At 42.6% G+C, this 21,617-nt stretch carries 22 protein-coding genes and 1 pseudogene; 12 read left to right on the top strand and 11 right to left on the bottom strand.

All coding sequences use genetic code 11. The features are described 5' to 3' along the window. Positions 1 to 458 precede the first annotated feature (458 nt). From upp to V7K50_RS10660, 4 genes and pseudogenes are all read left to right on the top strand, one after another. Positions 459 to 1,109 (top strand): uracil phosphoribosyltransferase, encoded by a 651-nt coding sequence (upp, locus tag V7K50_RS10675; RefSeq protein ID WP_334804072.1) that lies wholly within the window; start codon positions 459 to 461, stop codon positions 1,107 to 1,109. A 75-nt stretch (positions 1,110 to 1,184) separates the two neighbouring features. Next, positions 1,185 to 1,538 (top strand): hypothetical protein, encoded by a 354-nt coding sequence (locus V7K50_RS10670; protein ID WP_334959818.1) that lies wholly within the window; start codon positions 1,185 to 1,187, stop codon positions 1,536 to 1,538. Positions 1,539 to 1,665: 127 nt separating this feature from the next. Further along, a complete protein-coding gene (locus V7K50_RS10665) occupies positions 1,666 to 1,917 on the top strand; it encodes a YggT family protein (RefSeq protein WP_334959776.1) in 252 nt (83 codons plus the stop codon). Positions 1,918 to 2,042: 125 nt separating this feature from the next. Continuing rightward, positions 2,043 to 2,828: pseudogene (locus V7K50_RS10660) on the top strand (Rpn family recombination-promoting nuclease/putative transposase). A 244-nt stretch (positions 2,829 to 3,072) separates the two neighbouring features. Here V7K50_RS10660 and V7K50_RS10655 read toward each other — a convergent pair. Further along, positions 3,073 to 3,504 carry a biotin carboxylase gene (locus V7K50_RS10655; RefSeq protein ID WP_334959774.1) on the bottom strand — a complete coding sequence of 144 codons (432 nt, stop codon included), beginning with the start codon at positions 3,502 to 3,504 and terminating at the stop codon, positions 3,073 to 3,075. A gap of 125 nt (positions 3,505 to 3,629) precedes the next feature. Between V7K50_RS10655 and V7K50_RS10650 the strand changes: the two genes are divergently transcribed. The 3 genes from V7K50_RS10650 to V7K50_RS10640 all read left to right on the top strand — a co-directional run bounded on the left by V7K50_RS10650 (position 3,630) and on the right by V7K50_RS10640 (position 4,936). After that, positions 3,630 to 3,887, top strand: a complete 258-nt coding sequence (locus V7K50_RS10650; protein ID WP_334959772.1) for a hypothetical protein — start codon at positions 3,630 to 3,632, stop codon at positions 3,885 to 3,887. Between the two features lie 119 nt (positions 3,888 to 4,006). Then, on the top strand, positions 4,007 to 4,315 hold the full coding sequence (locus V7K50_RS10645; RefSeq protein WP_334959770.1) for a DUF3181 family protein: 309 nt from the start codon (positions 4,007 to 4,009) through the stop codon (positions 4,313 to 4,315). A 405-nt stretch (positions 4,316 to 4,720) separates the two neighbouring features. Then, entirely contained in the window at positions 4,721 to 4,936 is a 216-nt protein-coding gene (locus V7K50_RS10640) for an acetyltransferase (protein ID WP_322647980.1), read from the top strand. Between the two features lie 68 nt (positions 4,937 to 5,004). On the opposite strand, the gene V7K50_RS10635 is transcribed toward V7K50_RS10640, so the two are convergent. The 3 genes from V7K50_RS10635 to V7K50_RS10625 form a co-directional block, all read right to left on the bottom strand. After that, on the bottom strand, positions 5,005 to 5,475 hold the full coding sequence (locus V7K50_RS10635; protein WP_334959768.1) for an ABA4-like family protein: 471 nt from the start codon (positions 5,473 to 5,475) through the stop codon (positions 5,005 to 5,007). A gap of 112 nt (positions 5,476 to 5,587) precedes the next feature. After that, complete coding sequence (gene cobW, locus V7K50_RS10630; protein ID WP_334959766.1) at positions 5,588 to 6,628, bottom strand: cobalamin biosynthesis protein CobW; 1,041 nt, start codon at positions 6,626 to 6,628, stop codon at positions 5,588 to 5,590. A gap of 163 nt (positions 6,629 to 6,791) precedes the next feature. Next, positions 6,792 to 7,976, bottom strand: coding sequence for an acyl-CoA dehydrogenase family protein (locus tag V7K50_RS10625; RefSeq protein WP_334959764.1), 1,185 nt, complete (start codon positions 7,974 to 7,976; stop codon positions 6,792 to 6,794). Positions 7,977 to 8,608: 632 nt separating this feature from the next. On the opposite strand from V7K50_RS10625, the gene V7K50_RS10620 reads away from it, so the two are divergent. After that, positions 8,609 to 10,288, top strand: a complete 1,680-nt coding sequence (locus V7K50_RS10620; protein ID WP_334959762.1) for an iron uptake porin — start codon at positions 8,609 to 8,611, stop codon at positions 10,286 to 10,288. Positions 10,289 to 10,485: 197 nt separating this feature from the next. Here V7K50_RS10620 and V7K50_RS10615 read toward each other — a convergent pair whose 3' ends face one another. From V7K50_RS10615 to sfnG, 3 genes are all read right to left on the bottom strand, one after another. Next, the gene (locus V7K50_RS10615) at positions 10,486 to 11,538 is read right to left on the bottom strand and encodes a hypothetical protein (RefSeq protein ID WP_334959760.1); all 1,053 of its coding nucleotides are present in this window, start codon (positions 11,536 to 11,538) and stop codon (positions 10,486 to 10,488) included. Positions 11,539 to 11,631: 93 nt separating this feature from the next. Beyond that, positions 11,632 to 12,840, bottom strand: a complete 1,209-nt coding sequence (locus V7K50_RS10610; RefSeq protein ID WP_334959758.1) for an SfnB family sulfur acquisition oxidoreductase — start codon at positions 12,838 to 12,840, stop codon at positions 11,632 to 11,634. A gap of 587 nt (positions 12,841 to 13,427) precedes the next feature. Beyond that, positions 13,428 to 14,525, bottom strand: coding sequence for a dimethylsulfone monooxygenase SfnG (gene sfnG, locus V7K50_RS10605; RefSeq protein WP_334959756.1), 1,098 nt, complete (start codon positions 14,523 to 14,525; stop codon positions 13,428 to 13,430). Between the two features lie 786 nt (positions 14,526 to 15,311). Between sfnG and V7K50_RS10600 the strand changes: the two genes are divergently transcribed. Beyond that, positions 15,312 to 15,533 (top strand): hypothetical protein, encoded by a 222-nt coding sequence (locus V7K50_RS10600; RefSeq protein WP_334959754.1) that lies wholly within the window; start codon positions 15,312 to 15,314, stop codon positions 15,531 to 15,533. A 5-nt stretch (positions 15,534 to 15,538) separates the two neighbouring features. On the opposite strand, the gene V7K50_RS10595 is transcribed toward V7K50_RS10600, so the two are convergent. Then, complete coding sequence (locus V7K50_RS10595) at positions 15,539 to 15,781, bottom strand: ferredoxin-thioredoxin reductase variable chain (RefSeq protein ID WP_334959752.1); 243 nt, start codon at positions 15,779 to 15,781, stop codon at positions 15,539 to 15,541. Between the two features lie 169 nt (positions 15,782 to 15,950). Then, positions 15,951 to 17,291: a DEAD/DEAH box helicase gene (locus V7K50_RS10590; protein ID WP_334959750.1), complete on the bottom strand. Its 1,341-nt coding sequence runs from the start codon at positions 17,289 to 17,291 to the stop codon at positions 15,951 to 15,953. 220 nt (positions 17,292 to 17,511) lie between these two features. On the opposite strand from V7K50_RS10590, the gene infC reads away from it, so the two are divergent. Then, positions 17,512 to 18,021 carry a translation initiation factor IF-3 gene (gene infC, locus V7K50_RS10585; protein WP_334959816.1) on the top strand — a complete coding sequence of 170 codons (510 nt, stop codon included), beginning with the start codon at positions 17,512 to 17,514 and terminating at the stop codon, positions 18,019 to 18,021. Here infC and V7K50_RS10580 read toward each other — a convergent pair. Together V7K50_RS10580 and V7K50_RS10575 are read right to left on the bottom strand one after the other, a co-directional pair. Beyond that, positions 18,008 to 18,169, bottom strand: a complete 162-nt coding sequence (locus V7K50_RS10580; RefSeq protein ID WP_334959748.1) for a hypothetical protein — start codon at positions 18,167 to 18,169, stop codon at positions 18,008 to 18,010. The two genes, infC and V7K50_RS10580, sit on opposite strands and share 14 nt — an antisense overlap. After that, positions 18,157 to 18,774 carry a TetR/AcrR family transcriptional regulator gene (locus tag V7K50_RS10575; protein ID WP_334959746.1) on the bottom strand — a complete coding sequence of 206 codons (618 nt, stop codon included), beginning with the start codon at positions 18,772 to 18,774 and terminating at the stop codon, positions 18,157 to 18,159. Before V7K50_RS10575 ends, V7K50_RS10580 begins: the two co-directional genes overlap by 13 nt. A 340-nt stretch (positions 18,775 to 19,114) precedes the next feature. Here V7K50_RS10575 and V7K50_RS10570 point away from each other — a divergent pair, with 340 nt between their 5' ends. Both V7K50_RS10570 and devC read left to right on the top strand, forming a co-directional pair. After that, the gene (locus tag V7K50_RS10570; RefSeq protein ID WP_334959744.1) at positions 19,115 to 20,422 is read left to right on the top strand and encodes an HlyD family efflux transporter periplasmic adaptor subunit; all 1,308 of its coding nucleotides are present in this window, start codon (positions 19,115 to 19,117) and stop codon (positions 20,420 to 20,422) included. Further along, positions 20,419 to 21,594, top strand: coding sequence for an ABC transporter permease DevC (gene devC, locus V7K50_RS10565; RefSeq protein WP_334959742.1), 1,176 nt, complete (start codon positions 20,419 to 20,421; stop codon positions 21,592 to 21,594). The genes V7K50_RS10570 and devC overlap by 4 nt, the downstream gene beginning before the upstream one ends. Positions 21,595 to 21,617 lie beyond the last annotated feature (23 nt).

Raw genomic sequence — 21,617 nt, 5'->3', positions numbered from 1 at the left:
AACTAAGTAAGGACGAGATGAAGCCACTTTTTATTAAATAACCCCGTTGTGACTACAGGGATAATACTGATTTTTTTGATAAAAATAAAACATAATTCAGAAAGACTTGTAACAATACCAGAAAAAGGCATTACATAATCAAGGCGCTGATGTTGCCCACCCCACAAGATGTTGAAAAAATTTTAATATGCAAATTAGATGTGTTTTAGCTTAACTAATGACTAATTAAAAAAAAGAGGGACGAGCCTGCTACTGCTGGCTAATCCCGTCTGCCGATCCTTAAAAGAGAGGAGAACACTTTCTAAGAATATAGCCTTGATTGAGAATTAATGTCAACTACTAATGAAAATATTTATCAATAAAGCTGAGAGCGTAAATTTTGATCTGTCAGCCGGATGCAGGAAAGAGTATTATGGTGTTTCAGTTCTTGTACAATAAAAAGGCGCCTATTTCTGGCTATGACGCTACAATTGCGCGTTTACGTTCCACCCCATCCTCTGATCAAACACTGGCTGGCAGTTGCCCGTGATGCGGGCACACCTTCAGTATTATTTCGCAGTGCGATGACTGAGTTGGGAAGATGGCTAACTTATGAAGCTGCACGAGACTGGTTGCCGACCCAAGAAATATCGGTGCAGAGTCCCTTGGATATCTGTCCAGCAACGGTGATTGATCCGCAAGTCCCAATGGCAGTAGTACCGATTCTGCGGGCTGGACTAGGATTACTTGAAGGAGCGCAGACTTTATTACCATTAGCATCGATTTATCACTTGGGCTTGGCGCGAGACGAAGAGACACTGCAACCTCATTGTTATCTGAACAAGTTACCAGAAAAATTTGACCCCCAAACACGAGTGTTAATTACCGATCCAATGTTGGCAACTGGAGGATCAATTATGGCGGCGATGGCAGAATTGACACAACGGGGTGCCGACCCATCCCTGACCAGGATTGTTTGTGTAGTGGCGGCTCCACCAGCTTTGCAAAAATTGAGTGAAGCTTATCCAGGTTTAATAGTTTACACCGCTACTATTGACGAAAAACTGAACAGCAAGGGATATATTGTACCGGGATTGGGAGATGCAGGCGATCGCATCTTTGGGACTTAAGCTAGTATGCAGCTAGGGCAGCAAAATAGCATAACTACTGTAAAAGTTGCAAGGTTTGTTGAAGGCGGTAAAGATATGAGTCAGCGAGATGGTTTTGGTAGTGGTTTTATCGCAGGGGCATTTGTTGGTGGTGTATTTGGCGGTGTTATCGGCGCACTGATTGCTTCTCGACGCGATCCCCAATTGCTAGCAGAGGAGGAGACAGAACTGACAGATAGCCAAGCCGAAGCTAAGAGAATAGCAGCAAAGCGTCGTCAGATGAAAGCCTCAGAAAGTGAGAGCATTGGCATAGAAACGGCCAGGCGATCGCTAGAAGATAAAATTGCCCAGCTAAATGCCACAATTGATGAAGTCCGAAATCAGCTGGGAAATGTTAATAGCGGTTCACCCCAAGCAAGCAATGACCGCTCCCTCACTAAAGAACAGTAAAGTTTGTTCAGGCGTGGTGAAAGTGTCAAATGTGGTAAATGTGGAATCCGCAAACAGCATGACGTGGACTAAATTAAAATTAAAAGATAAGACCGCGTTTGACACTTAGTAGGAAACCAAAAAATCCATGTATCTTCTGATTAACACCTTGGCTACTTTCATTCAGATTTATACTGTTTTGCTAATTATTCGGGTTCTATTGACCTGGTTCCCCACTATCAACTGGTACAACCAACCATTTACGACTTTGAGCCAGATAACCGATCCTTATCTAAATCTGTTCCGCTCAATCATTCCCCCACTAGGCGGTATGGATTTTTCACCAATGTTAGCTATTATACTGCTTCAAATAGTAGGTGGTGGTCTGCAATCCGTCTGATAACACAGAATTTGCAGTTTACTTCATGTTCAACTAATAAATTTTAGGTCTGGGCTAACAAGCTCAGACTTATTCAGTGTCAATGCTAATAATAATTATGGATGCAATAATTTAAAACTGACACCATATTATACGATATATTTCAAGAATTTCCTAGTATTTTATTTGAACTTATTGGTTAATCTAATACTAATACCAATGCTTATAAGTCTATTGCACCAGAAATTAAACAACGTTCTTTTCGTTTAGATGGAGTATTTTCTCCTCTAGAAGGATTTGAGAATGAGCCGCTTTATTTTGTAGAAGTTCAGTTTTACAAAGATGAAGAATTTTATGACCGTTTATTTACAAGTATTTTCCTTTACTTTTCTCAATACAAACCAGTCACTTCTGAGTGGTATGCAATAGTTATTTATGATCAGCACAGCAACGAAACATTCTGTCCTTTACGTTACCATGCCTTGTTAGAGCCTCATTTACGTTGCTTTTATCTGGATGAACTTGAGGTAATAGCCGAAGAATCTCTGGGTATAGGAATTGTCCGATTGGTTGTAGAAAGTGAGAATAAAGCCCCAGAGCTTGCTAAACAGTTAATTGACAAAGCTAGATTGGAATTAGCCGATGTTCTCATCCAAAGAAAAGTTTTAGAATTTATAGAAGAGATTATTGTTTACAAGTTTCCCAATTTTAACCGAGAGGAGATAGAAGCTATGCTGAATTTAAATTTACTAAAACAAACCAGAGTTTATCAAGAAGCAAAAGAAGAAGTAAAAGAAGAAGTAAAAGAAGAACTAAAGCTAGAATTAAAGTTAAAATTGATACCCAAATTAGTACAAAAAGGGTTAAGTATTCAGGAAATAGCAGAATTATTAGAATTAGATGTTGAAATCATTAGGAAATCTCTTAATTAGAGAACTATTCCTAAAGTAGGATTTTACTATCAGAGGAGCATCGGTGCACGCTACATTCTGTGAAGGGACTATTCTTATTTGTATCCTATTCATCCCCACACCGAATCTTTTGATAATGTGCGGGACTTATAGCAGGAAAACTTACAGCTATTTTCAGGTAAATAGACCACGCGGTAGGGGTACAGCAATGCTGTGCCCCGACAACAGATGTGATTCAAATACATGAAAACTGCTGTAAAATTTATTACTTACGTACTTGACCGCTAAACCCGGCAGCCTTGAACTGCTTCAGCTTCAACGGAGTAGGCTGATTTGCAGGTACAGAAATTCTCAATTCAAAATCGCTAATACCTGGTGGCACCTCGGTAATAGAGCCTAAGCGAGTGCGGTTTTGCATCACCGAGTCATTATTGGCATCATAGATGCGTCCAAAAATATCTGCGTCGTAGACTGTTTTATTAGTGCCATTTTGTGCCTTGCCAATGACAATAAAGCAATTAGCAGCCGCACTACCACTACTGATAACAGCCCCTTGTGCTAGTTCTGGTGGACAATCTTTATAAGATACATCAAATAGTTTAATCTGTGTCAGGGCCAGAGATGGGGGAGCGATCGCCCACGATAGAAAGGTGATGAAACAGGAAATAAAAACAACCGTGAGTGAGCGCAACTGCATAAAAGACCCCATGATTTAATTTTATAATTATGTAATCAGCTTACAACATACCCCTACTCCCTATTCTTTAGATGCCCCAAAAAGCTTAGAATGATTAGGGTGTATTTAATCTGTAACAAATATTTATGCCTCCTCGTTGGCCTCGCAAACCCAATCGCAAAGACCCTGATTACCGCAAGATCGATGACCGGATGAATTTTGCTGTGCATCTGGCGATCGCTAGTACTATTAATTCTGGGTTATGGTTTTTCCATATCTTAAAAGCCACTACCTGGGAGTGGCTGCCGTTATTGACTGCAAGTTGGACAGCAATAGTATTGGTACATCTAATTTATATTGCTGCGATCGCTAACTACAGCGAAACTCCACCAAAATCCACCTGAAGACGGATTACTCATGCTGGGGCGATTGTAACCTCTGGTAGTAGGATTAGGCTGTTAATTGAGCGATAATGTAAAAAAGCCTGAGATTTCGCACTTTTTCTTAATGTAGGGTTATTTTTATGGCTAAGACTAATACCACAGAACTACTAGAAGCCCTAGCAGCTGAAATTGGCGAAAATGTGTACATAGACGTTGCCAAATGGCATCTTTATTTATCTAATGCCAAACTGCATACAGTTGTTGCCGAGCAACTGTATCCTTTAATTACTTCCAACGCTGTCAATGAAGACGGAGTTTTACAAGTCTTAGGATCGATTCCAATAAAAATTGGCGGCGGGAAACGTGAAGTTCCTTTAATCGATTTACTACCCCTGCAATGTCAGGTGACTTTAGTAGATATTTTGGAAAAATATCAACGTGATTTTTAATCACGAAAACCAAAATTATCTTAGTTGGACAATTTTATTAATCAGCATTACCTGATTCGATTTTAATTTCTGAATTAAGTATAAGTAAGTGGGCACAACAAAACCACACTGTGTAAAGAAAAGTAAACAAGGCTCAAACTCTTTTTCCCCCTGCTCCCTGCCCCCTGCTCCCTGCTTTATCCCAACGATAATTATTTACGCCTACCTACTTATCTTTCCTGTATCTATTAAAAATCAACTCCACAGATACACACAAATCAATCTCGTGTAATTTATGTGTGGATATATGATAAAAATTTCCTTTAAGAATTAAGGAATATCCGCGTTCAAAATCAGTTGAGATTTGAGCGAGTTTATCTTGAGACTCGCTTTGAACTTCCATGCAAACTCATTGAGGCAATTTCTATGCTTTTACAAGTCAAAGATAGTGGCGAATTGGTAAAGATTGTTGAAATTCAGGAATTAATTGATCCGAATAATGATGTTGTTCACGCAAAAGACCAAGAAGGTCAAGAAGAACAGCAACCTGAAAGTTTTAAAAAAGAAAATCTCGTTTTTCCTTCAGGTGAAGTTCTACCACGCTGTTGGTTAGATGCTGACTATAGACACGACAACGCTTAATTGATTTTAAAATTAGGTAATTTGTAATAGTGGGGTAGCACAGATGTGCTACCCTATCATGTGTCAAATTAGGAAGCAGCTTTTTCTCCTACCGTCACCGTTTCATTGTGCTGAGATTTAGGGAAAAATTTCTTAGTAATCCAGTCAGTCAAGATGTGAGACAGTAACCCCATAGGGCCAGCAAATAAACACAGTGCAAGGGAGTGAATTGTCCAAATACCTGTTTTTTGCCCTTCCCAATAAATCCAGCGACCGACGAATAAATCCATCACTAAAAAATGAATCCAACCTGTTGCAGCAGCCGTTTCATCTGCAAAAAATCGCGCAATATCGGCTAATTGGGGATTCGATAAAGCTTGGGCATTTTCTGGCGTAATGCTGTTGATAAACAAATACACATACGCCCCAGCTAACAGCATAAAGGGCAAATATGATGACATTATCTGCCGTGTAACTTTCCAGTTTGGCAACAAAATCATCAACGCCCAAAATGGCAATACGAAAAGATTGGCAATGTTAAATAGTTGGGATATGGTCATATTTTTGTCGAGTCAAGGATTCTCAGTTATGATGTTTTTCTGATTTTGAAAACTCATAACTCTCAAGAGATAGATCCCCGACTTCTCAAAGAAGTCGGGGATCTGGGTATAGTTATAAAGCTACAAGTTGTGATTCAATTTCTGAAGACTTCAAATCACGACCGATGAAAACTAAGCGGGTTTGCCTAACCTCTTCGGGTTTCCAGGGGCGATCGTAAAATTTATCAAATCGGCTTCCCACGCCTTGCATAACTAGGCGCATGGATTTATTTGGCACTGCTACAAAGCCTTTAATCCGATAAATTTCTTGTTGTTGTACCAATATTTCCAACTGCTGTTGCAGCTTTTCTGGGTCAAAAGTACGATCCAAAATTAAATTAGCTGAAGTAATTTCTTCGTCGTGGTTGTGGTCTTCTTCGGTATCATGATGACTGGGACGAGAATCTAAATTATCTTCGACTGCGGCTTGGAATCCTAATAATATAGATGCATCAATTTGAGAACAATCGCTCTCGACAATCTTCACCACTCTGGGCAACTCTTGCTTAATCAATTCCTCAACTCTAGCTTTAGTCTCGGCATCTACCAAGTCAATTTTATTTAACACCACCAAGTCTGCACAAGCAAGTTGGTCTTCAAACAGTTCTTGCAAGGGTGTTTCATGTTCTAGATTATCATCTGCTTGTCGTTGGGCTGCGATCGCCTCTGGATCGCTAGCAAATGTCCCCGCCGCTACCGCCGCACAATCTACGACGGTAATCACGGCATCCACAGTAGCGGCGTTGCGAATTTCTTGCCAGCGAAAAGCCTTCACTAGGGGTTTTGGTAAGGCTAAACCAGAGGTTTCAATCAAAATGCAGTCGATGCTATCTCGCCGCTTGATTAACTCTTGCATCGTCGGGTAAAATTCTTCCTGTACGGTGCAACATAGGCAGCCGTTGGTTAATTCAAAGATATTAGTGTCGCCCTCACCATCTTCTGGGCAAATTTGACAGGATTTTAACAATTCCCCATCAATTCCCAGTTCGCCAAATTCATTGACTATAACGGCAATGCGGCGTCCTTGGTTGTTTTGTAGCAGGTGGCGAATTAGGCTGGTTTTTCCACTACCTAAGAAGCCTGTGATCACTGTGACAGGAATTTTTGTTGCCATATTTTTGCCTGATTTACTCAGTATGGTAAGTTTTACGGGTTACAAACTTAAATACTGAGATTAAGCTTGGTGTGAAGATTGACTTAGTTATTTTAAGCTGAAAGTCTATGGTAAATCTGAAAATCTTGGCGATCGCAAACCACTGGTGAAATAATCGATATAACTATGAATAAAAGTTAGGTTTTGGCAGCTCATCATTTAACGCCCAGTTCCCGATTTCTTGGATTTTGTAATCTACTGGATCGTGAAGAGTGAATGTACGGAGATTACGCCAATAGCGATCAAAGCCATACTTTGCCGTAGTAGCGCGTGCGCCCATAACTTCAAAAATGCGGTTTGTAATGTCTAAACCGACTGTAGTCGCTGCAACTTTGGCAGTAGCGACGCAAAGCGCACATTCCCCACGTTGTTCGGCGGTGAGTGACCATTCTTTTTCCCAAGCCGCTTGTAGTAATTCTCCTGCTTGTTCAGTCAAGCTTCTAGCTGCTTGGAGTTCAACCCATATTTTGCCATAGTGCTGGAGGATGTAAGGATCTTGGGTTGCACTCTCTACACCTGATGTCAGCCAAGGTTTTGTATTAGTGGAAGTATATGTTTTAGCCGCTTCAAATGCTCCCTGTGCAATTCCCAGGTAGATATTCGCAAGATTCAATTGAGTTAAGCAGGCGCGAATAGTATTGAAGGGTTGACCGGGTTTGTCTCTACTACCAATAATTTCTTCAGGGTATACCAACACATTCTCAAAAGTCACACTACCACTATCTGTTTGGCGTTGCCCGATGTTATCCCAATCATGATGAACAGTAACGCCTTGCCGTTGGGTGGGAATTGCCAAAATATTCAATTCACCAGTTTCTTGATCAATGGCAGTAATCGGCAATATATCTGAGTCTTGAGAGCCAGAGCAAAAGCTTTTAATGCCGTTCAGACGGAAATAATCATTTTCTGGTGTCAGAGTAGTTCTTTTATCTAAAGGGTTGAGGGCATTGCACCAAAACCAATTGTTACGAATAGTTTCTGAGTAATATCGCTGTTTTTGCTCTGCCGAACCAAAGATATGAGGAATAATTACACCTAGATGGTGGTAAGAAAAGACGTGAGCAATGGAACTATCAACTTTGGCAAACTCGCGGGTAATTTGTAAAACGGTAATCCAGCTTTGTCCTAAACCACCATACTCTGTGGGTACGATCAGTTTCAGTAAGTTACTTTGGCGCAAGCGATCGCGTTCATGTTTTGGTGTTCCCCCTTTGGCATCCCGCTCTACAGCAGTCTGGGCAAATTCCTTTGCTAAAGACTTAGCTAAATCCAGATAATTTTGATATTCTTTAGTTTCGATTAATTGCATATTTTGCAATTTCTCCTGCTAACCTTATTCCGATAAGTAACTATAAATTATGATGGAAAAAATTTGGACTCGCAGTAGTTTTATAAAACTATCATTACCTTGAATATTATTGCACGACGTAAATAATAAATCAAGTCAAAATGAGATTTATTTTTCCGAAAGCTAAAGCTTGTTAGTGCAGCATCAAAAAATATTTCGTTGATAGTAAATTTGAGAATAATTTTTCTCATCTACTTGTTTTTAGAAATTATATATGCAATATTGTTAATTTAAATGCATTAAACTACTTTAACTTGATAGTTATAAAGTATTTTATAGATCAATGCCGATAAATTGAGATTTTTATGTGAAAATGCAACATTTTGTACACATTATAGATATAGCTTGTACAAAGATTCTATTTGTGTGAAAATAAGTCTTTTCTACACTGAAATGTGCAGATAAAAATGCCAGAGACTTGCTGATACATCTGGTTATATCTCAAGGTGTAGCAATATTACTGAAACCTTTCGACAGTTAGAGTCATTCAGCATTTTTCTGGTCTAGTCATAAATTTTTAGCTTGAAAAATCACTGAAATGTCTGATCGCTTTCACTAAATTTTCCAACTAACAAATATGAGGAGTGATAGAAATGTTCAATCGTTCATTTCATAATTTATGCATGGAATCGATGATTTTGGGAGCTACTTTGCTAGTCAGCACATCAGCTTATGCTGAAGACATAAATTTAGTGGCTGTGACTCAAACAAATATACCAACTGCGTTGGCGCAGCCCGTTAGAGGCATCGCCAATTTAGGGAACAATTCTTCGGAAACAACCATTGCCCAAACGCCTAAAATTCCTGCAATCAATAGTGATGCAAACGTCCAACAGAAAAACAGTATGTCTCAGGTAACATCTGTATCTCAGTTTTCAGATGTGCAGCCAACTGATTGGGCATTTGGCGCACTCCAGTCTTTAGTTGAGCGTTATGGATGTATTGCAGGCTATCCAAATGAAACTTATCGGGGAAACCGCGCCATCACTCGCTATGAATTTGCAGCAGGCTTAAATGCTTGTTTATCTCGAATCAACGAGCTAATTGCAACATCTACATCTGACTTAGTTACCAAACAAGACTTAACTACACTACAAAGACTGCAAGCAGAATTTGCTGCTGAACTAGCAACTTTACAGGGTCGCCTTGATAGTTTAGAAGCTCAGACTGCGAAACTAGAAGCCAATCAGTTTTCTACAACAACAAAGTTAGTAGGAGAAGCCGTCTTTGCCGTCACAAATGCCTTTAGTGGCTCCGTTAATAATAGCAACACAGTTTTTCAAGATAGAGTTCGCCTGGTTTTCAAAACTAGTTTTACAGGTAGAGATACTCTCAATGTCCGTTTAACTGCTGGAAACGCCACTACCTTAAAGCTGCCAAATGGTACAGCAGAAGGACTTCAAACCTTTAATCTATCTCCAGCCAACAACAATGATTTTCTCGATTGGCTCGCTTATTACTTCCCGATTGGAGACAAAATAGAGGCTTACGTAGGAGCAGTAAACGGAGTATTTTTTGATTACATTCCCACTCTCAGTCCCTATTTGGATAGTGCTACGGGAGGCGGTCGCGCTCTGACAGAATTTGCTTCATCCAACCCTATCTATAGAATTGGTGGTGGTGCTGGTGCTGGAATCAATTACAAATTCAGTGACAAAATTGTATTGAGCTTGGGTTATTTAGCAGGGGATCATGCTAGTCCGCAAGCAGGTAGTGGCCTATTTAATGGTCAATATGGCGCGATCGCCCAACTAGCATGGAACCCCAACAAGAACTCTGGTATTGGCTTAACCTATGTAAATGCCTATCAAAATCGGGGAGCGATATTTGATATTGGTAGTGGTGGAGCGATCGTCGGAACTGCACAAGCCAACACTCCTTTTAATGAAGTAATTACAAACTCTTATGGAGCAGAAGCTTTTTATAAATTCAGTCCGAAAGTTGCAGTCAATGGGTTCTTTGGCTACACTAACGCCAAAAATCTGGCAGGTAGTGGTAGTGCTGATATTTGGTACTATGCTTTGGGATTGGCATTCCCAGATTTAGGTAAACAAGGCAACCTTGGTGGTATTCTTGTGGGCGCAGAACCTTATCGGGGTGGGAATCCAGCACCTGCAAACGATTTATCGTTGCATATTGAAGGCTTTTACAAGTATCAGCTTACAGATAACATTGCCATTACCCCAGGTGTTATTTGGATAACAGCCCCTGGTCAAAACGATGACAATCAGGATGCGGTAATTGGCACTGTGAGAACAACCTTCACCTTTTAGATATTCAGCAAAGATACCAAGAACAATTCAGCAATGTTAAAAATTTTGGCGCTGCTGAATTGATCTAGTCAGACCGCATATATCAACTTCAAGAGGATGGCGATCGCTAAAATTTACAGCTATTTTCAGGTAAATAGACCACGCGGTAGGGGCACAGCAATGCTGTGCCCCTACGACAGACAGCAAAATCACAACTATTAACGCCCTTCACGATTCAAGCTCAGGGGTTGCGGTTCTTCAACTTGTGGCGGTACATCCTGCCAAAGGCTAATTCCGTCGTATAATCCTGGAGCCATTAAAAATACTTGAACCCAAAGGATATTAAACCACCAGTAAAGCCCTTGGATAATATTTTCCTTACCGATCAGGGATACTGTCACCAGGTACAACAAGACCGAAATTATTAAACTAGCAACCGATGCAACTATGCCTTTTGTGGGCTGTGATAGCTCCGTGAAAGGCCACATATTGAATTGCCAAACAAATCCTAAGCCAACAGTTGTCCAAATTGCAGCAAAGGTTGGCCCTGTAGTTGTGGTAAACAAATCCAGTCCCAGTTGTTTGAGGAACAATTCTGTAATCAGAGTGAGTAACAAAATAATGCCTGTATGGAGTAACCCTAAACGTGGCATTCCTAGTTCCAATTTGTTCAAAGGCCAACGTTCAAAGAAACTGCCGAATACCGTCGAACAAGGATACCAATACCAAGGAATGTAAAATGGTTGAAGTCCCCACATTTGCGGCAAAAATGTGAGGGCGGGGGCAATAAAAAAGACGGCAAATAAAATATTGAGAAAGCCGCTCACTGGATGCCAGTTGCGTACTTCGTCAGTGGTGACAATCGTGTTGTCAAAGAAGAACAAACTGGCGGCAGCTGCAATGATTGCTGTTTGTCCCCACAAGCCAACTGGTGTATCAGTGATAGCTGGTTTAGCAGAGATGAATTTCCAAGCTTCTCCAGTAATGTAAACTAGCGTCAACAACACTACTAAATTCACTGTTCCTCGTCCAAATCGGGTGGAGGAAAAGCGTGAGCCTGGATAGCCGTTGAGGGAAAAACCTAGATGCCACCACCAGACGAAGCATATCGTGATGTAAGTCAACTTTGTTCCCACATTCAACTGAAGAATTTGACCAAAGATGAGTTCAAAAATATAGCTAATGACAGCAATTACAGCAATGAAAAGCAGTCCCTTAAATGGCTGGCTTTTCCAAATGCTCCGTCTCTGGGTTGGGTTTGCAAGGCTCATAGGGTCAACTTAAATAATGTTGGATTTATTAGGGGCAAAGCATTCTGGTAAATGTTACCTTTGAAAGCTTCACCCCAATAGAGAATGCCGCAATTACAACCAAGGATGGCGCGGGGGGTAGACACCATTGAGGAAGTAGTTGCCAACAGCGTAGTACTTCCAACGGACGGGATCGTGGAGTGTGTGAGCGCGGGCATTTCGCCAGTGGCGATTGTAGTTGAATTCTTCCAATGTGGACTTAGTACCTGCTAGTTCAAATAACTTGTTGGTAGCTAGTAATGCGGCTTCGGTGGCTAAGGCTTTGGCTTCTGCAACTGCGATCGATGCTTCAACTACCTTGGGTTCTTCTAAACCTGACTCGTTGGCGACATCAAGAAATTCGCCTGCACGACGTAGCAATGCTTCTGAAGCGTGAACTTGAATTTGGACATTACCTAAGTTATAGAGCGTCAGGGGGTCTTCATAACCTTTTTCTAAGTTGCTATCAACCCAAGGGCGAGTATGGTTGCGGACAAAGTGGATGGTGTCACGGACTGCGGCTTTAGCAATTCCCACATCTACGGCGGCTTGGATGATTTGCGCGATCGCACCCATTGGTGTTGCCCGCTCAAAGGCTAAGTAGTGTGGAATGACGTGTTCTGCTTTAACTTTCACATTTTCAATAATGGTAGTACCGCTAGCTGTGGTACGCTGTCCGAAGCTCGTCCAGTCATCAAGTAGAGTTAATCCTGGGGCATCTCTTTCGACAAATGCCACCACTGTTTTACCATCTGGATTACTGGCAATGACGGGAACCCAATGTGCCAGTAATGCTCCAGCCGAGTAATATTTGCGTCCGTTGAGTACGAAGTCAGATCCATCTGGTGTTAATTTTGTCTGGACATCAGTAACAGACTTAGTGCCAATTTCTGAGAAGGCGTTACCAAACCGCTTGCCTTCTAGAGCCAAATCAAAGAAGAACTTTTTCTGCTGAACTGTGCCATCCAAGCGGACTGCTTCCACCATGTAGAGGTGGTTTTGGGGAATTTGACCGAGGCTAGAATCGGCTTCGGAAATGATTTTAATTACTTCTGCCAGGGTCGCACTTGAGACAAAAGCACCGCCATACTCTTTCGGAACTGTAATGCCCCACAATCCACTCTGGGAGAACTTTTGCACTTCTTCAGCAGGTAAACGCCGAGTTTGATCGCGTTCTGAGTCTCCCTTGGCAAACTCAGCTGCTAGTTCGTGAGCGATCGCGATCGCTTCTTGGTCATCCTGAATAATATGCGCTTTCTGTTCTGTATTAATTACTGATGTCATGGTAAAACTCCTTGATTGTGATTGAGTGACTCATAATCGCCACTACTATGAGGCAATGGAAAATAGGGACTTCCAGATAAATATCCCATCGCTTTTAAGGCAGGGGAGCAGGGGGCAGGGAGCAGGGGGAGAAAAAGCCGTTTTGAAGGAGTGAAATTGGATAATTTATTTCTTGGAGTTCCCATATTTCTATTTGATCACCACATCCGATTTGAGGGATGGACATCTTGCCCATTTAATATGGGTGATGGACAAGATGGCCATCCTTCAAATTCAAGAAAGCAAAACTGATCAAGTCTGATGCAATGCTGGCAATATCTGTATGGGAAATCTACTTTGAGAGCAATTCCCACTACCCCTATGACACTCTTTTTCGCGTTTGAACGTGTACTAATCGCTGGTATTTACTGTCGGAGTGAGTGGATCTAGCTGTTATCTAGAACAGCTACAAATCCACAAAACCCACAAAGTTCTGTTACAGCAGATTTCAGGTAAATGAAGTACATATATAAAACCCAAAACCTTGTAGAGACGTAGCACTGCTACGTCTCTACGTGTATTCGATTAGAGCGCAATCTGCTGTTAATCTACGCCACAACCAACTCATCAGCTGTTCGACGATGGGCTTTAAGTTCGCGCACAATCGGAATTACTGTCTTACCAAATGCAGGCAAATCATCTGTGTAGTGTAAGAAGCCACCGAGAATTAGATCAACTCCCACTTCATGAAACTGGCGAATCTTCTCAGCTACTTGTTCAGCCGTCCCAATCAAGCCTGACCGGAAGCCATCGTTATACTGCACTAAGTCTTCAAAATTGGAATTCGCCCACATTCCCTCACGTTCACGAGTCGAAGATCCCGCTTGTTTCACCGCTTCGCCAAATCCTTTCACTGCTTCCACATCAGCTTGGGCAATAATATCGCGCAATACTTCATGGGCTTCTGCTTCCGTATCTCGCACGATGATAAAGGAATTCAGACCAAACTTAATTTTGCGTCCTTCAAGACTCGCTAATTTAGACACTTCTGCAATCTGCGATCGCACCCCTTCTATGGTGTTACCATTCATAAAATACCAATCAGAAACGCGGCCAGCCATACGTCGCGCGGCTTTCGAGTTACCACCTTGGAATATCTCCGGGTGTGGGTTCTGATGAATTGGTCTAGGCTTCACCCAACCGCCGTTAATGCGGTAAAAGTCGCCTTTAAAGTGAAACTCATCCTCAGTCCACAAACCTTTGAGAACGCGGATAAATTCTTCGGAACGGCGATAGCGTTCGTCATGGTCTAACCAATGTTCACCATATATAGTGAATTCATCTTTGAACCAGCCGCTAACTACATTCAGAGCAAACCGACCGTTAGAGAGAAAATCAATGCTGGCACCGATTTTGGCAACTACTCCCGGATGCCACAATCCAGGGTGAACTGCTGCAATTAGCTTCAATTTTTTGGTGACTGGAGCCAAAGCCGACACGGTTGTAAGTGCCTCTAGCTGATACTCAGCACCATAGCTAGCGATAAATCTGGCTTGTGCTAGAGCATATTCAAATCCAACTTCTTCAGCCGTCTGAGCTAGTTGAGCATTATATTCGTAAGTCCAATCTGTGCGTTGGGGAATTTTACTAACAACTAACCCACCACTGACGTTGGGAATCCAGTATGCGAACTTAATATCTACCATAATTGTGCGTCTGTAATTGAAACTGCTTGGTTATAAGAGAATGCAGGAGGAAATATCAAGCAACAAAGCTCCTAATTTGTTATCACTAACAAATCAGCTAAAACTTGATACAACAAAATTTCAGTCAAAATCAAAAGTTTGAGAGCGGCTGGAGACTACTCTGAGTTTGCGAGTAGATAATTTCAGGTTCTTATGGTCGTAATATACCATAAACCGATCGTGCTACCGTATTTTTAATTAAGGGACTGACAAATAAAAAAATATCCAATTAACTCTTGTGGGGTGGGCGTTTCGCCCGCGCTATGGACTGGCCGGGCAGGATGCCCACCCCACAATATTGGATAATTTATTTCTTGGAGTTCTCTAATCAGACTCGATCGCGACAATTTTTCCGATGTCGTGACTCGATATACTTAAATTCTATTTCCATATTCCAAAATGGAATACAGTCAAATTCTGCTGAGTACTTACAGCTATTTTCAGGTAAATAGACCACGCGGTAGGGGCACAGCATTGCTGTGCCCTTACGACAGATGTGGTTCAAATACATGAAAACTGCTGTAAATGAGTTGTGAAAATACGCGATGTCCAGATCCCCGACTTCTCGAAGAAGTCGGGGATCTAATTTTTCACGTTGGCGTAGCCTGCCCGCAGGGCTTATGATTTAGGATTGCTATATGAAATAGCGATCGCATCGTGTCACTTGCGTAAGTCTTGTAATTATGAAGTGCGGTAATTGCCTGAATTCAAAACTCCCCACTCCCCACTCTTAACTTTATTAACATTATGTCTAAAAACTTACCCTATATTATTCAGTACACTCAACCTCAAGTTGAGGAAGCTTTTGGCTCTTACCAAACAACCCATCAGTTCTATCATGAAGTTCGGTCACGGTCAGAGTTTAAGCGTTATTGTGAGTGGTATTATACAACAGCAGAACAGCACCGCAGAGAGCTTAAAAGAATGCGCGGCGAACTGAATATTTTTCAGTGGTTTCGCCGCCGATGAGTTATTTAGATGACTTCTAACTCATTTTCACGTAGATGGGCTTTAAACTTTTTACTAAACTGGACTACAATCGGCAGATTAGCGCTTACCGGTCTGCCTTGCCATTGGGTGGCAATACCTAATACATCGCCTTCTATGCCTTTGATGTCAAAAGGCTGATTGCGATGTTCAGGATGATGATACACTACTACCGAATCTTTAACGCGGACGCGATCGCCAACTTTCATAACAACATTTACACCTAGCATTTGCTTTTCCACAAGTATCTGCTAAAAAATATATGATTAAATGGCTTAAAATTTCGATTTAATCAGCTATTTCTTGACGCTTCATTGGGGTACAAACAAAGAGACAGGAGAAAGGGGTCATTTCCCCCTGCTGCCTGCCCCCTTCGTTGAACGAACGGAAGAAAGGAAATCAGCGATCGCGTTTAGCAGAACGGCGCGATCCAGACGAACGAGCCGCAGGTTTATCGCCATTGGTGGCTGGTGGCGCTACCTTACGTTTAACCGATGTCTGTGATGACAGTTTAGCACTACGAGCCGGACGCTTATCACCTCCGGGCTTGGATCTGTGTTGCCGTACATTTGCGATCGCTTCTGGCTGAATGTCGGGGTTGGGGCTAAAGCCAGCAACGACTTCCTTTGGCAAGCGTTGCTCAATCAGTTTTTCAATATCTGTCAAGAGATGCTGTTCATCGATGCACACCAAAGATACGGCTTCACCTGAGGCGCCAGCGCGACCGGTGCGCCCAATGCGATGAACATAATCTTCTGGCACATTGGGCAGATCGAAGTTAACTACATGAGGCAGTTCGCTGATGTCAAGACCTCTAGCAGCAATATCCGTTGCCACGAGTACCTGTAAGCTGCCATTCTTGAACTTTGCTAGAGCGTTGGTACGCGCCGGCTGGCTCTTATTACCGTGGATTGCCAATGCTTGAATGCGGTCTTCGCCCAACTGCTTCACCAAACGGTCAGCGCCATACTTAGTACGAGTGAACACTAGCACTTGATACCAATTATCTCGCCGAATCAGATGAGCCAGTAATTGGCGTTTCTTGTCACGGTCTACCTGATAAATCTTCTGGGCGATGGTGTCGGCGGTAACGTTGCGGCGTGCTACCTCAATCATCGTCGGATTATTAAGCAGTCCGGCAGCCAGCGCCTTAATTTTGTCTGAGAAAGTAGCGAAAAATAGCAAATTCTGTCGCTGTTTGGGTAGAAGAGAGAGGATACGGCGAATATCATTAATAAAGCCCATATCCAGCATCCGATCTGCTTCATCTAGCACCAAAACCTCAATATGCGATAGGTTCAGCGTGCCCTGCTGTACGTGATCTAGCAGTCGCCCTGGAGTAGCGACGAGAATATCCACTCGATTCCTCAAACGCTGTTTTTGCAGATGAATACCGACTCCGCCAAACATCACCATTGAGTTTAGCTTCAAGTACTTACCGTACTCGCGCACGCTTTCTTCCACTTGTGCGGCGAGTTCACGAGTCGGGGTGAGAATCAGCGCCCGGATTGGCGGGTATCCATTAGATGTACCTTTACTCCTTTCAGATGACAATCGATGCAAGAGCGGTAGGGTAAAACTAGCGGTTTTTCCAGTGCCAGTTTGTGCCCCAGCTAGCAAATCGCTACCCGACAAGACGGCAGGAATGGCCTGCATCTGAATTGGTGTGGGTTCGGTGTATCCTCGTTCGGTAACGGCACGGATAATTTCATTGGACAAGCCGAGAGTAGAAAAAGACATAAGACTCCAAAAATAACATCGGCCTGTCACCAATGAAGGCGTCAGTCTAAGGCGGACGAATTAAAAGTTATTGAAAAGCTGGATGGGCAGTAGCGCCGAGACTGAGAGCGAGTGCCATAGTACTGCATTCTAACAGATTACCGTCTATTGTGTCGTTAAAGTTGCTCTGATTCAGTGTTGTGTTAAATTGGCATTATCGGGCAAGTTAAAGTGTTAAACAATTAATTGGGAGAAATTCATTATCGCAATCCAAAAGCAACTGATTAATTCACAAATCAAGTCACCTAGCGTCTTCTTGATTGATCATGAGAATAATAATCGTGGTCTGATCGACACCAATGAGGCGCTACAGCTAGCTGAAAGCTTAGAGCTTGACTTAGTTGTAGTTTCCCAAGGCAAAGACGCTCCGATCGCCAAGATTCTCAACTATGGGAAGCTTCAGTATCAAAAGAAAAAACGTCAGAGCCAGAGTGCTAGACCCACGGTAAAGGAAGTTCGGTTCGGGCTAAACGTGGGTGTGGCTGATTACAATTTACGCATTCAGAAAGCAGTTGAGTGGTTGAGTAAAGGCGATTCTGTGAAATTTGCCATCCGTTTACGAGGCCGAGAACATCAATATCGTGACCAAGCGGGAGAACTGCTAGACCGAATTGCAAATGATCTCAGTCAAGTAGGTAAAATCCAATCGCTGGATAAACGCGCACTAATTGTTCAAGTTATTCCTGCCTAGTTAATCTGGCGATCGCTAGAGGATGTATTTGTGGCAGCTTGTAAGGAACGAAAAAAGCCGGAGGCAATACTGTTGTGACTCCAGGTGAATTTGACTTTCTGACCAAACAAGCGCCACGCACCGGGATATAACCAATCAATCGGCGCATTTAGTAATTAAGTGTGTTAAGGCATCAATCAAGCGATCGCTTTCCATTGGTATAATATCCCTCCCATGCATGACATATTGAGTCACATGAAAATTAACTAATGTACCTAAAAAAATCCTCGCTGTGGCCTCTGGATCAGTAATATTCAGTTCTGGGTGAACAGCCAAATATTGAGCGATCGTTTCCAGCATTGGTTTAATCATCGCTCGAACACATATCTGAGTTAATTCCGGAAAACGACCCGATTCGCCAATTAGCACTCGCATAAATGCACAGTGTTCGTGGTCGTGATTCATCTGTTCTAATAATTTGGTTCCTAATTGGCGCAGCACGATTTTTGGTTCTCCCTCCATCGGTTCCGTGTCAAAGAGAGAGTTAAACTTCTGATGTGCCAAGGACTCTATCAGTACTTTAAAAAGTCCTTCTTTATCTTGAAAGTGGCTGTAGACTGTTGCCTTAGAAACACCCGCAGCTACCGCTACCCGATCCATGCTTGTACCAGCATAGCCATTTTGCAGAAACTCCTGCATTGCCCCTTGCAGAATTTGCTCCACTTTATCAACGGAATTATCTCGAGCAACTTCGTCAGTTTTAATCCGTACCATTTATTTATTATCCTCTCTTCTAAAGAATTTTAATAAGTTAATCGGCATTTACAGTATTTTTTAGCCAAGACTGGGGACTGGGGACTTGTACTGAGCGAAGCCGAAGTATTGGGGATTGGGGACTGGGGACTGGGAATTGGGGACTGGGGACTGGGGATTGGGGAAATGAGGGAGATAAACAAAACTCTTAACTCAGCACTCCTAACGCCCAATCCCCAATACTTCGGCTTCGCTCAGTACAAGTCCCCAGCTTTACTCTTGACTAAACTACTCAGTTTAGTTTAGCATGAATTGAACTGAACAGTTTAGTACAATTTACTAATGGTAAAAGGTTAACCCTATGGTGCAGAACTGGAAATTAGAGGATTTAAAGTTTCCCCAAAATCTTTTGCGATCGCCGACTACACTTGCAATAATTGCATCTCTAGCAATAGGTGGAGCTAGTGTTTACACGGTGCTAAAGTTCCAGGCTACCGCAAATGAAAAGCAAGCAGCGCCAGTAGTTGTTATGCCAGTAGTAAAAACAGTTACAGCATTGGGGCACTTAGAACCAAATGGAGAAGTGATAAAACTGTCTGCAACTTCTTCGACTGAGGGCAGTCTGCTTCAGAAACTATTGGTGAAAGAAGGCGATCGCGTCAAAGCTGGGCAGGTAATTGCAATTATGGATAGCCGCGATCGCTTGCAAGCAAGTTTGGTGGAAGCCCAAAAACAAGTTGAAGTTGCCAAATCCAGCCTTAACAAAGTAAAAGCGGGAGCAAAACAGGGAGAAATTGGAGCCAAAGAAGCTGCGGTAAACCGTCTGCAAGTTGAACTAGAGGGAAATGTCAAAACTCAGCAAGCCACAATTGATCGCCTAGAAGCCGACTTACAAGGACAACGACAGAGTTTACAAGCAACGGTGGATCGCGTCGCAGCCGAAAAACGGAACGCTCAAGTAGAAGTGCAACGCTATGACGCTTTATATAAAGAAGGGGCAATTTCCAGTCAGCAAGCCGATCAAAAACGCTTGAGTGCAGAAACTTCTACTCAGCAGGTAATTGAAAACCAAGCTAATAAGACCAGAACTGTCGCTACTTTAGAACAGCAGATTAAAGAAGCCAAAGCGAACCGCAACCAAACCCTCGCTAGCTTGCAACAGCAGATTAACGAAGCCAAAGCCACCCTTAACCAAACAGCTGAAGTTCGTCCTACAGATATTGCCAACGCCCAAGCAGAGGTAGACAGCGCTCAAGCTACTGTAGCAAAAATTAGAGCGCAACTCGATCAAGCTTATGTCCGCGCTCCCGAAGCGGGACAAATTCTCAAGATTAATACACGAGCTGGAGAAACCGTTTCTAATGACGGGATTGTAGAACTAGGTCGAACCGATCAGATGTATGCAGTCGCAGAAGTTTACCAAAGTGATATTAACAAAGTGCGATCGGGGCAACGCGTCAAGATAATCAGTGATTCTCTTCCCGGCGAATTGCAGGGAACCGTCGATTGGATTGGGATGCAAGTACAGCGACAAAATCTCGTCAACAGTGATCCCTCTAGCAATATTGACGGCAGAGTAGTAGAAGTTCATGTGCGACTAGACGAAGCATCTACTACCAAAGCTGCCAAGTTTACCAATCTGCAAGTAAAGGCGGTGATAGAACTATGATTGGATTTATTCAACAATTGCGGCAGCGAACCCCCCTGGGATGGTTGCAACTAAATCATGAAAAAAGCCGTCTGTTGGTGGCATTGGGAGGCATTGCTTTCGCTGATGTTCTCATGTTCATGCAGCTAGGGTTTCAGACTGCCTTGTTTGAAAGTAATACTAAGCTACACAAAAGTATACAGGCTGATATTTTCCTAGTTAGTCCTCAAGCCCGTAACGTCTTAAATGCGTCTACCTTTACGCGGCGGCGACTGTATCAGGCAATGGATGTACAGGGGGTGAAGTCAGCAGAACCAATGTATATTAGCATTGTCGATTGGAAGAATCCTCAAACCCGCCAAAAGACATCTGTACTAGTTATCGGGATTAATCCTGAAAAGCAAGCGTTTAACTTAGGGGATGTGAACAGCCAGATAGATCGGCTGAAGCTACCAGATACCGTCCTGTTTGATCGCGCCTCCAGAGGAGATTACAAAGAAGCGATCGCTCAAGTTGATCAAGGGAAACCTGTAACGACTGAAATTGACCGCCGAACGATTACCATTAACGGCTTATTTTCAATCGGGGCTTCCTTTGCGGCTGATGGGAACCTGATTACCAGCGACCAGAATTTCTTGCGGCTATTTCCGAAGCGAGAAGCAAGTAGTGTCAGTGTCGGTTTGATTCAACTAGAACCAGGCTATGATGCAAAACAGGTGAAAGTAGCTTTAGAATCTCATTTAGATGATGATGTTAAAGTTTTCACCAAAGCCGAATTTATCGAATTTGAAACAGATTATTGGAAAAAAAATACAGCCATCGGGTTTATCTTCAGCCTCGGTGTAGCAATGGGGTTTATGGTAGGCGTGATTATCGTTTATCAAGTTCTTTCTACAGATGTGAATTCCCACATGAAAGAATACGCCACTTTCAAGGCAATGGGATATAACAATCTTTACTTATTAGGTGTGGTATTTGAAGAAGCGATAATTTTGGCAGTCTTAGGCTTTATCCCAGGAGCGATCGCACCTTTAGGACTTTACTATTTAACTCGTAATGCCACGAATTTGCCACTTTACATGACCGTAGCACGAGCCTTGACGGTATTAGCGCTGACTATGATTATGTGCATAATTTCTGGTGCGATCGCCACCCGTAAATTACAATCCGCCGACCCCGCAGATATGTTTTAAAAAATGGGGACTGGGGACTGGGG

The organism is Nostoc sp. (assembly GCF_036917135.1).
GTDB lineage: Bacteria > Cyanobacteriota > Cyanobacteriia > Cyanobacteriales > Nostocaceae > Nostoc.
This window is presented reverse-complemented; position numbering and strand designations above follow the sequence as displayed.

Excerpts from the sequence above, each read along its gene's own strand:
- V7K50_RS10645 (WP_334959770.1), top strand. The coding sequence starts at position 4,007 with ATGGCTAAGACTAATACCACAGAACTACTAGAAGCCCTAGCAGCTGAA.
- V7K50_RS10670 (WP_334959818.1), top strand. The coding sequence starts at position 1,185 with ATGAGTCAGCGAGATGGTTTTGGTAGTGGTTTTATCGCAGGGGCATTT.
- V7K50_RS10640 (WP_322647980.1), top strand. The coding sequence starts at position 4,721 with ATGCTTTTACAAGTCAAAGATAGTGGCGAATTGGTAAAGATTGTTGAA.
- V7K50_RS10580 (WP_334959748.1), bottom strand. The coding sequence starts at position 18,169 with ATGCGCCGATTGATTGGTTATATCCCGGTGCGTGGCGCTTGTTTGGTC.
- sfnG (WP_334959756.1), bottom strand. The coding sequence starts at position 14,525 with ATGGTAGATATTAAGTTCGCATACTGGATTCCCAACGTCAGTGGTGGG.
- V7K50_RS10575 (WP_334959746.1), bottom strand. The coding sequence starts at position 18,774 with ATGGTACGGATTAAAACTGACGAAGTTGCTCGAGATAATTCCGTTGAT.
- V7K50_RS10600 (WP_334959754.1), top strand. The coding sequence starts at position 15,312 with ATGTCTAAAAACTTACCCTATATTATTCAGTACACTCAACCTCAAGTT.
- upp (WP_334804072.1), top strand. The coding sequence starts at position 459 with ATGACGCTACAATTGCGCGTTTACGTTCCACCCCATCCTCTGATCAAA.
- V7K50_RS10635 (WP_334959768.1), bottom strand. The coding sequence starts at position 5,475 with ATGACCATATCCCAACTATTTAACATTGCCAATCTTTTCGTATTGCCA.
- V7K50_RS10595 (WP_334959752.1), bottom strand. The coding sequence starts at position 15,781 with ATGCTAGGTGTAAATGTTGTTATGAAAGTTGGCGATCGCGTCCGCGTT.
- V7K50_RS10620 (WP_334959762.1), top strand. The coding sequence starts at position 8,609 with ATGTTCAATCGTTCATTTCATAATTTATGCATGGAATCGATGATTTTG.
- devC (WP_334959742.1), top strand. The coding sequence starts at position 20,419 with ATGATTGGATTTATTCAACAATTGCGGCAGCGAACCCCCCTGGGATGG.
- cobW (WP_334959766.1), bottom strand. The coding sequence starts at position 6,628 with ATGGCAACAAAAATTCCTGTCACAGTGATCACAGGCTTCTTAGGTAGT.
- V7K50_RS10650 (WP_334959772.1), top strand. The coding sequence starts at position 3,630 with ATGCCTCCTCGTTGGCCTCGCAAACCCAATCGCAAAGACCCTGATTAC.
- V7K50_RS10665 (WP_334959776.1), top strand. The coding sequence starts at position 1,666 with ATGTATCTTCTGATTAACACCTTGGCTACTTTCATTCAGATTTATACT.
- V7K50_RS10590 (WP_334959750.1), bottom strand. The coding sequence starts at position 17,291 with ATGTCTTTTTCTACTCTCGGCTTGTCCAATGAAATTATCCGTGCCGTT.
- V7K50_RS10625 (WP_334959764.1), bottom strand. The coding sequence starts at position 7,976 with ATGCAATTAATCGAAACTAAAGAATATCAAAATTATCTGGATTTAGCT.
- V7K50_RS10615 (WP_334959760.1), bottom strand. The coding sequence starts at position 11,538 with ATGAGCCTTGCAAACCCAACCCAGAGACGGAGCATTTGGAAAAGCCAG.
- V7K50_RS10610 (WP_334959758.1), bottom strand. The coding sequence starts at position 12,840 with ATGACATCAGTAATTAATACAGAACAGAAAGCGCATATTATTCAGGAT.
- V7K50_RS10570 (WP_334959744.1), top strand. The coding sequence starts at position 19,115 with ATGGTGCAGAACTGGAAATTAGAGGATTTAAAGTTTCCCCAAAATCTT.
- V7K50_RS10655 (WP_334959774.1), bottom strand. The coding sequence starts at position 3,504 with ATGCAGTTGCGCTCACTCACGGTTGTTTTTATTTCCTGTTTCATCACC.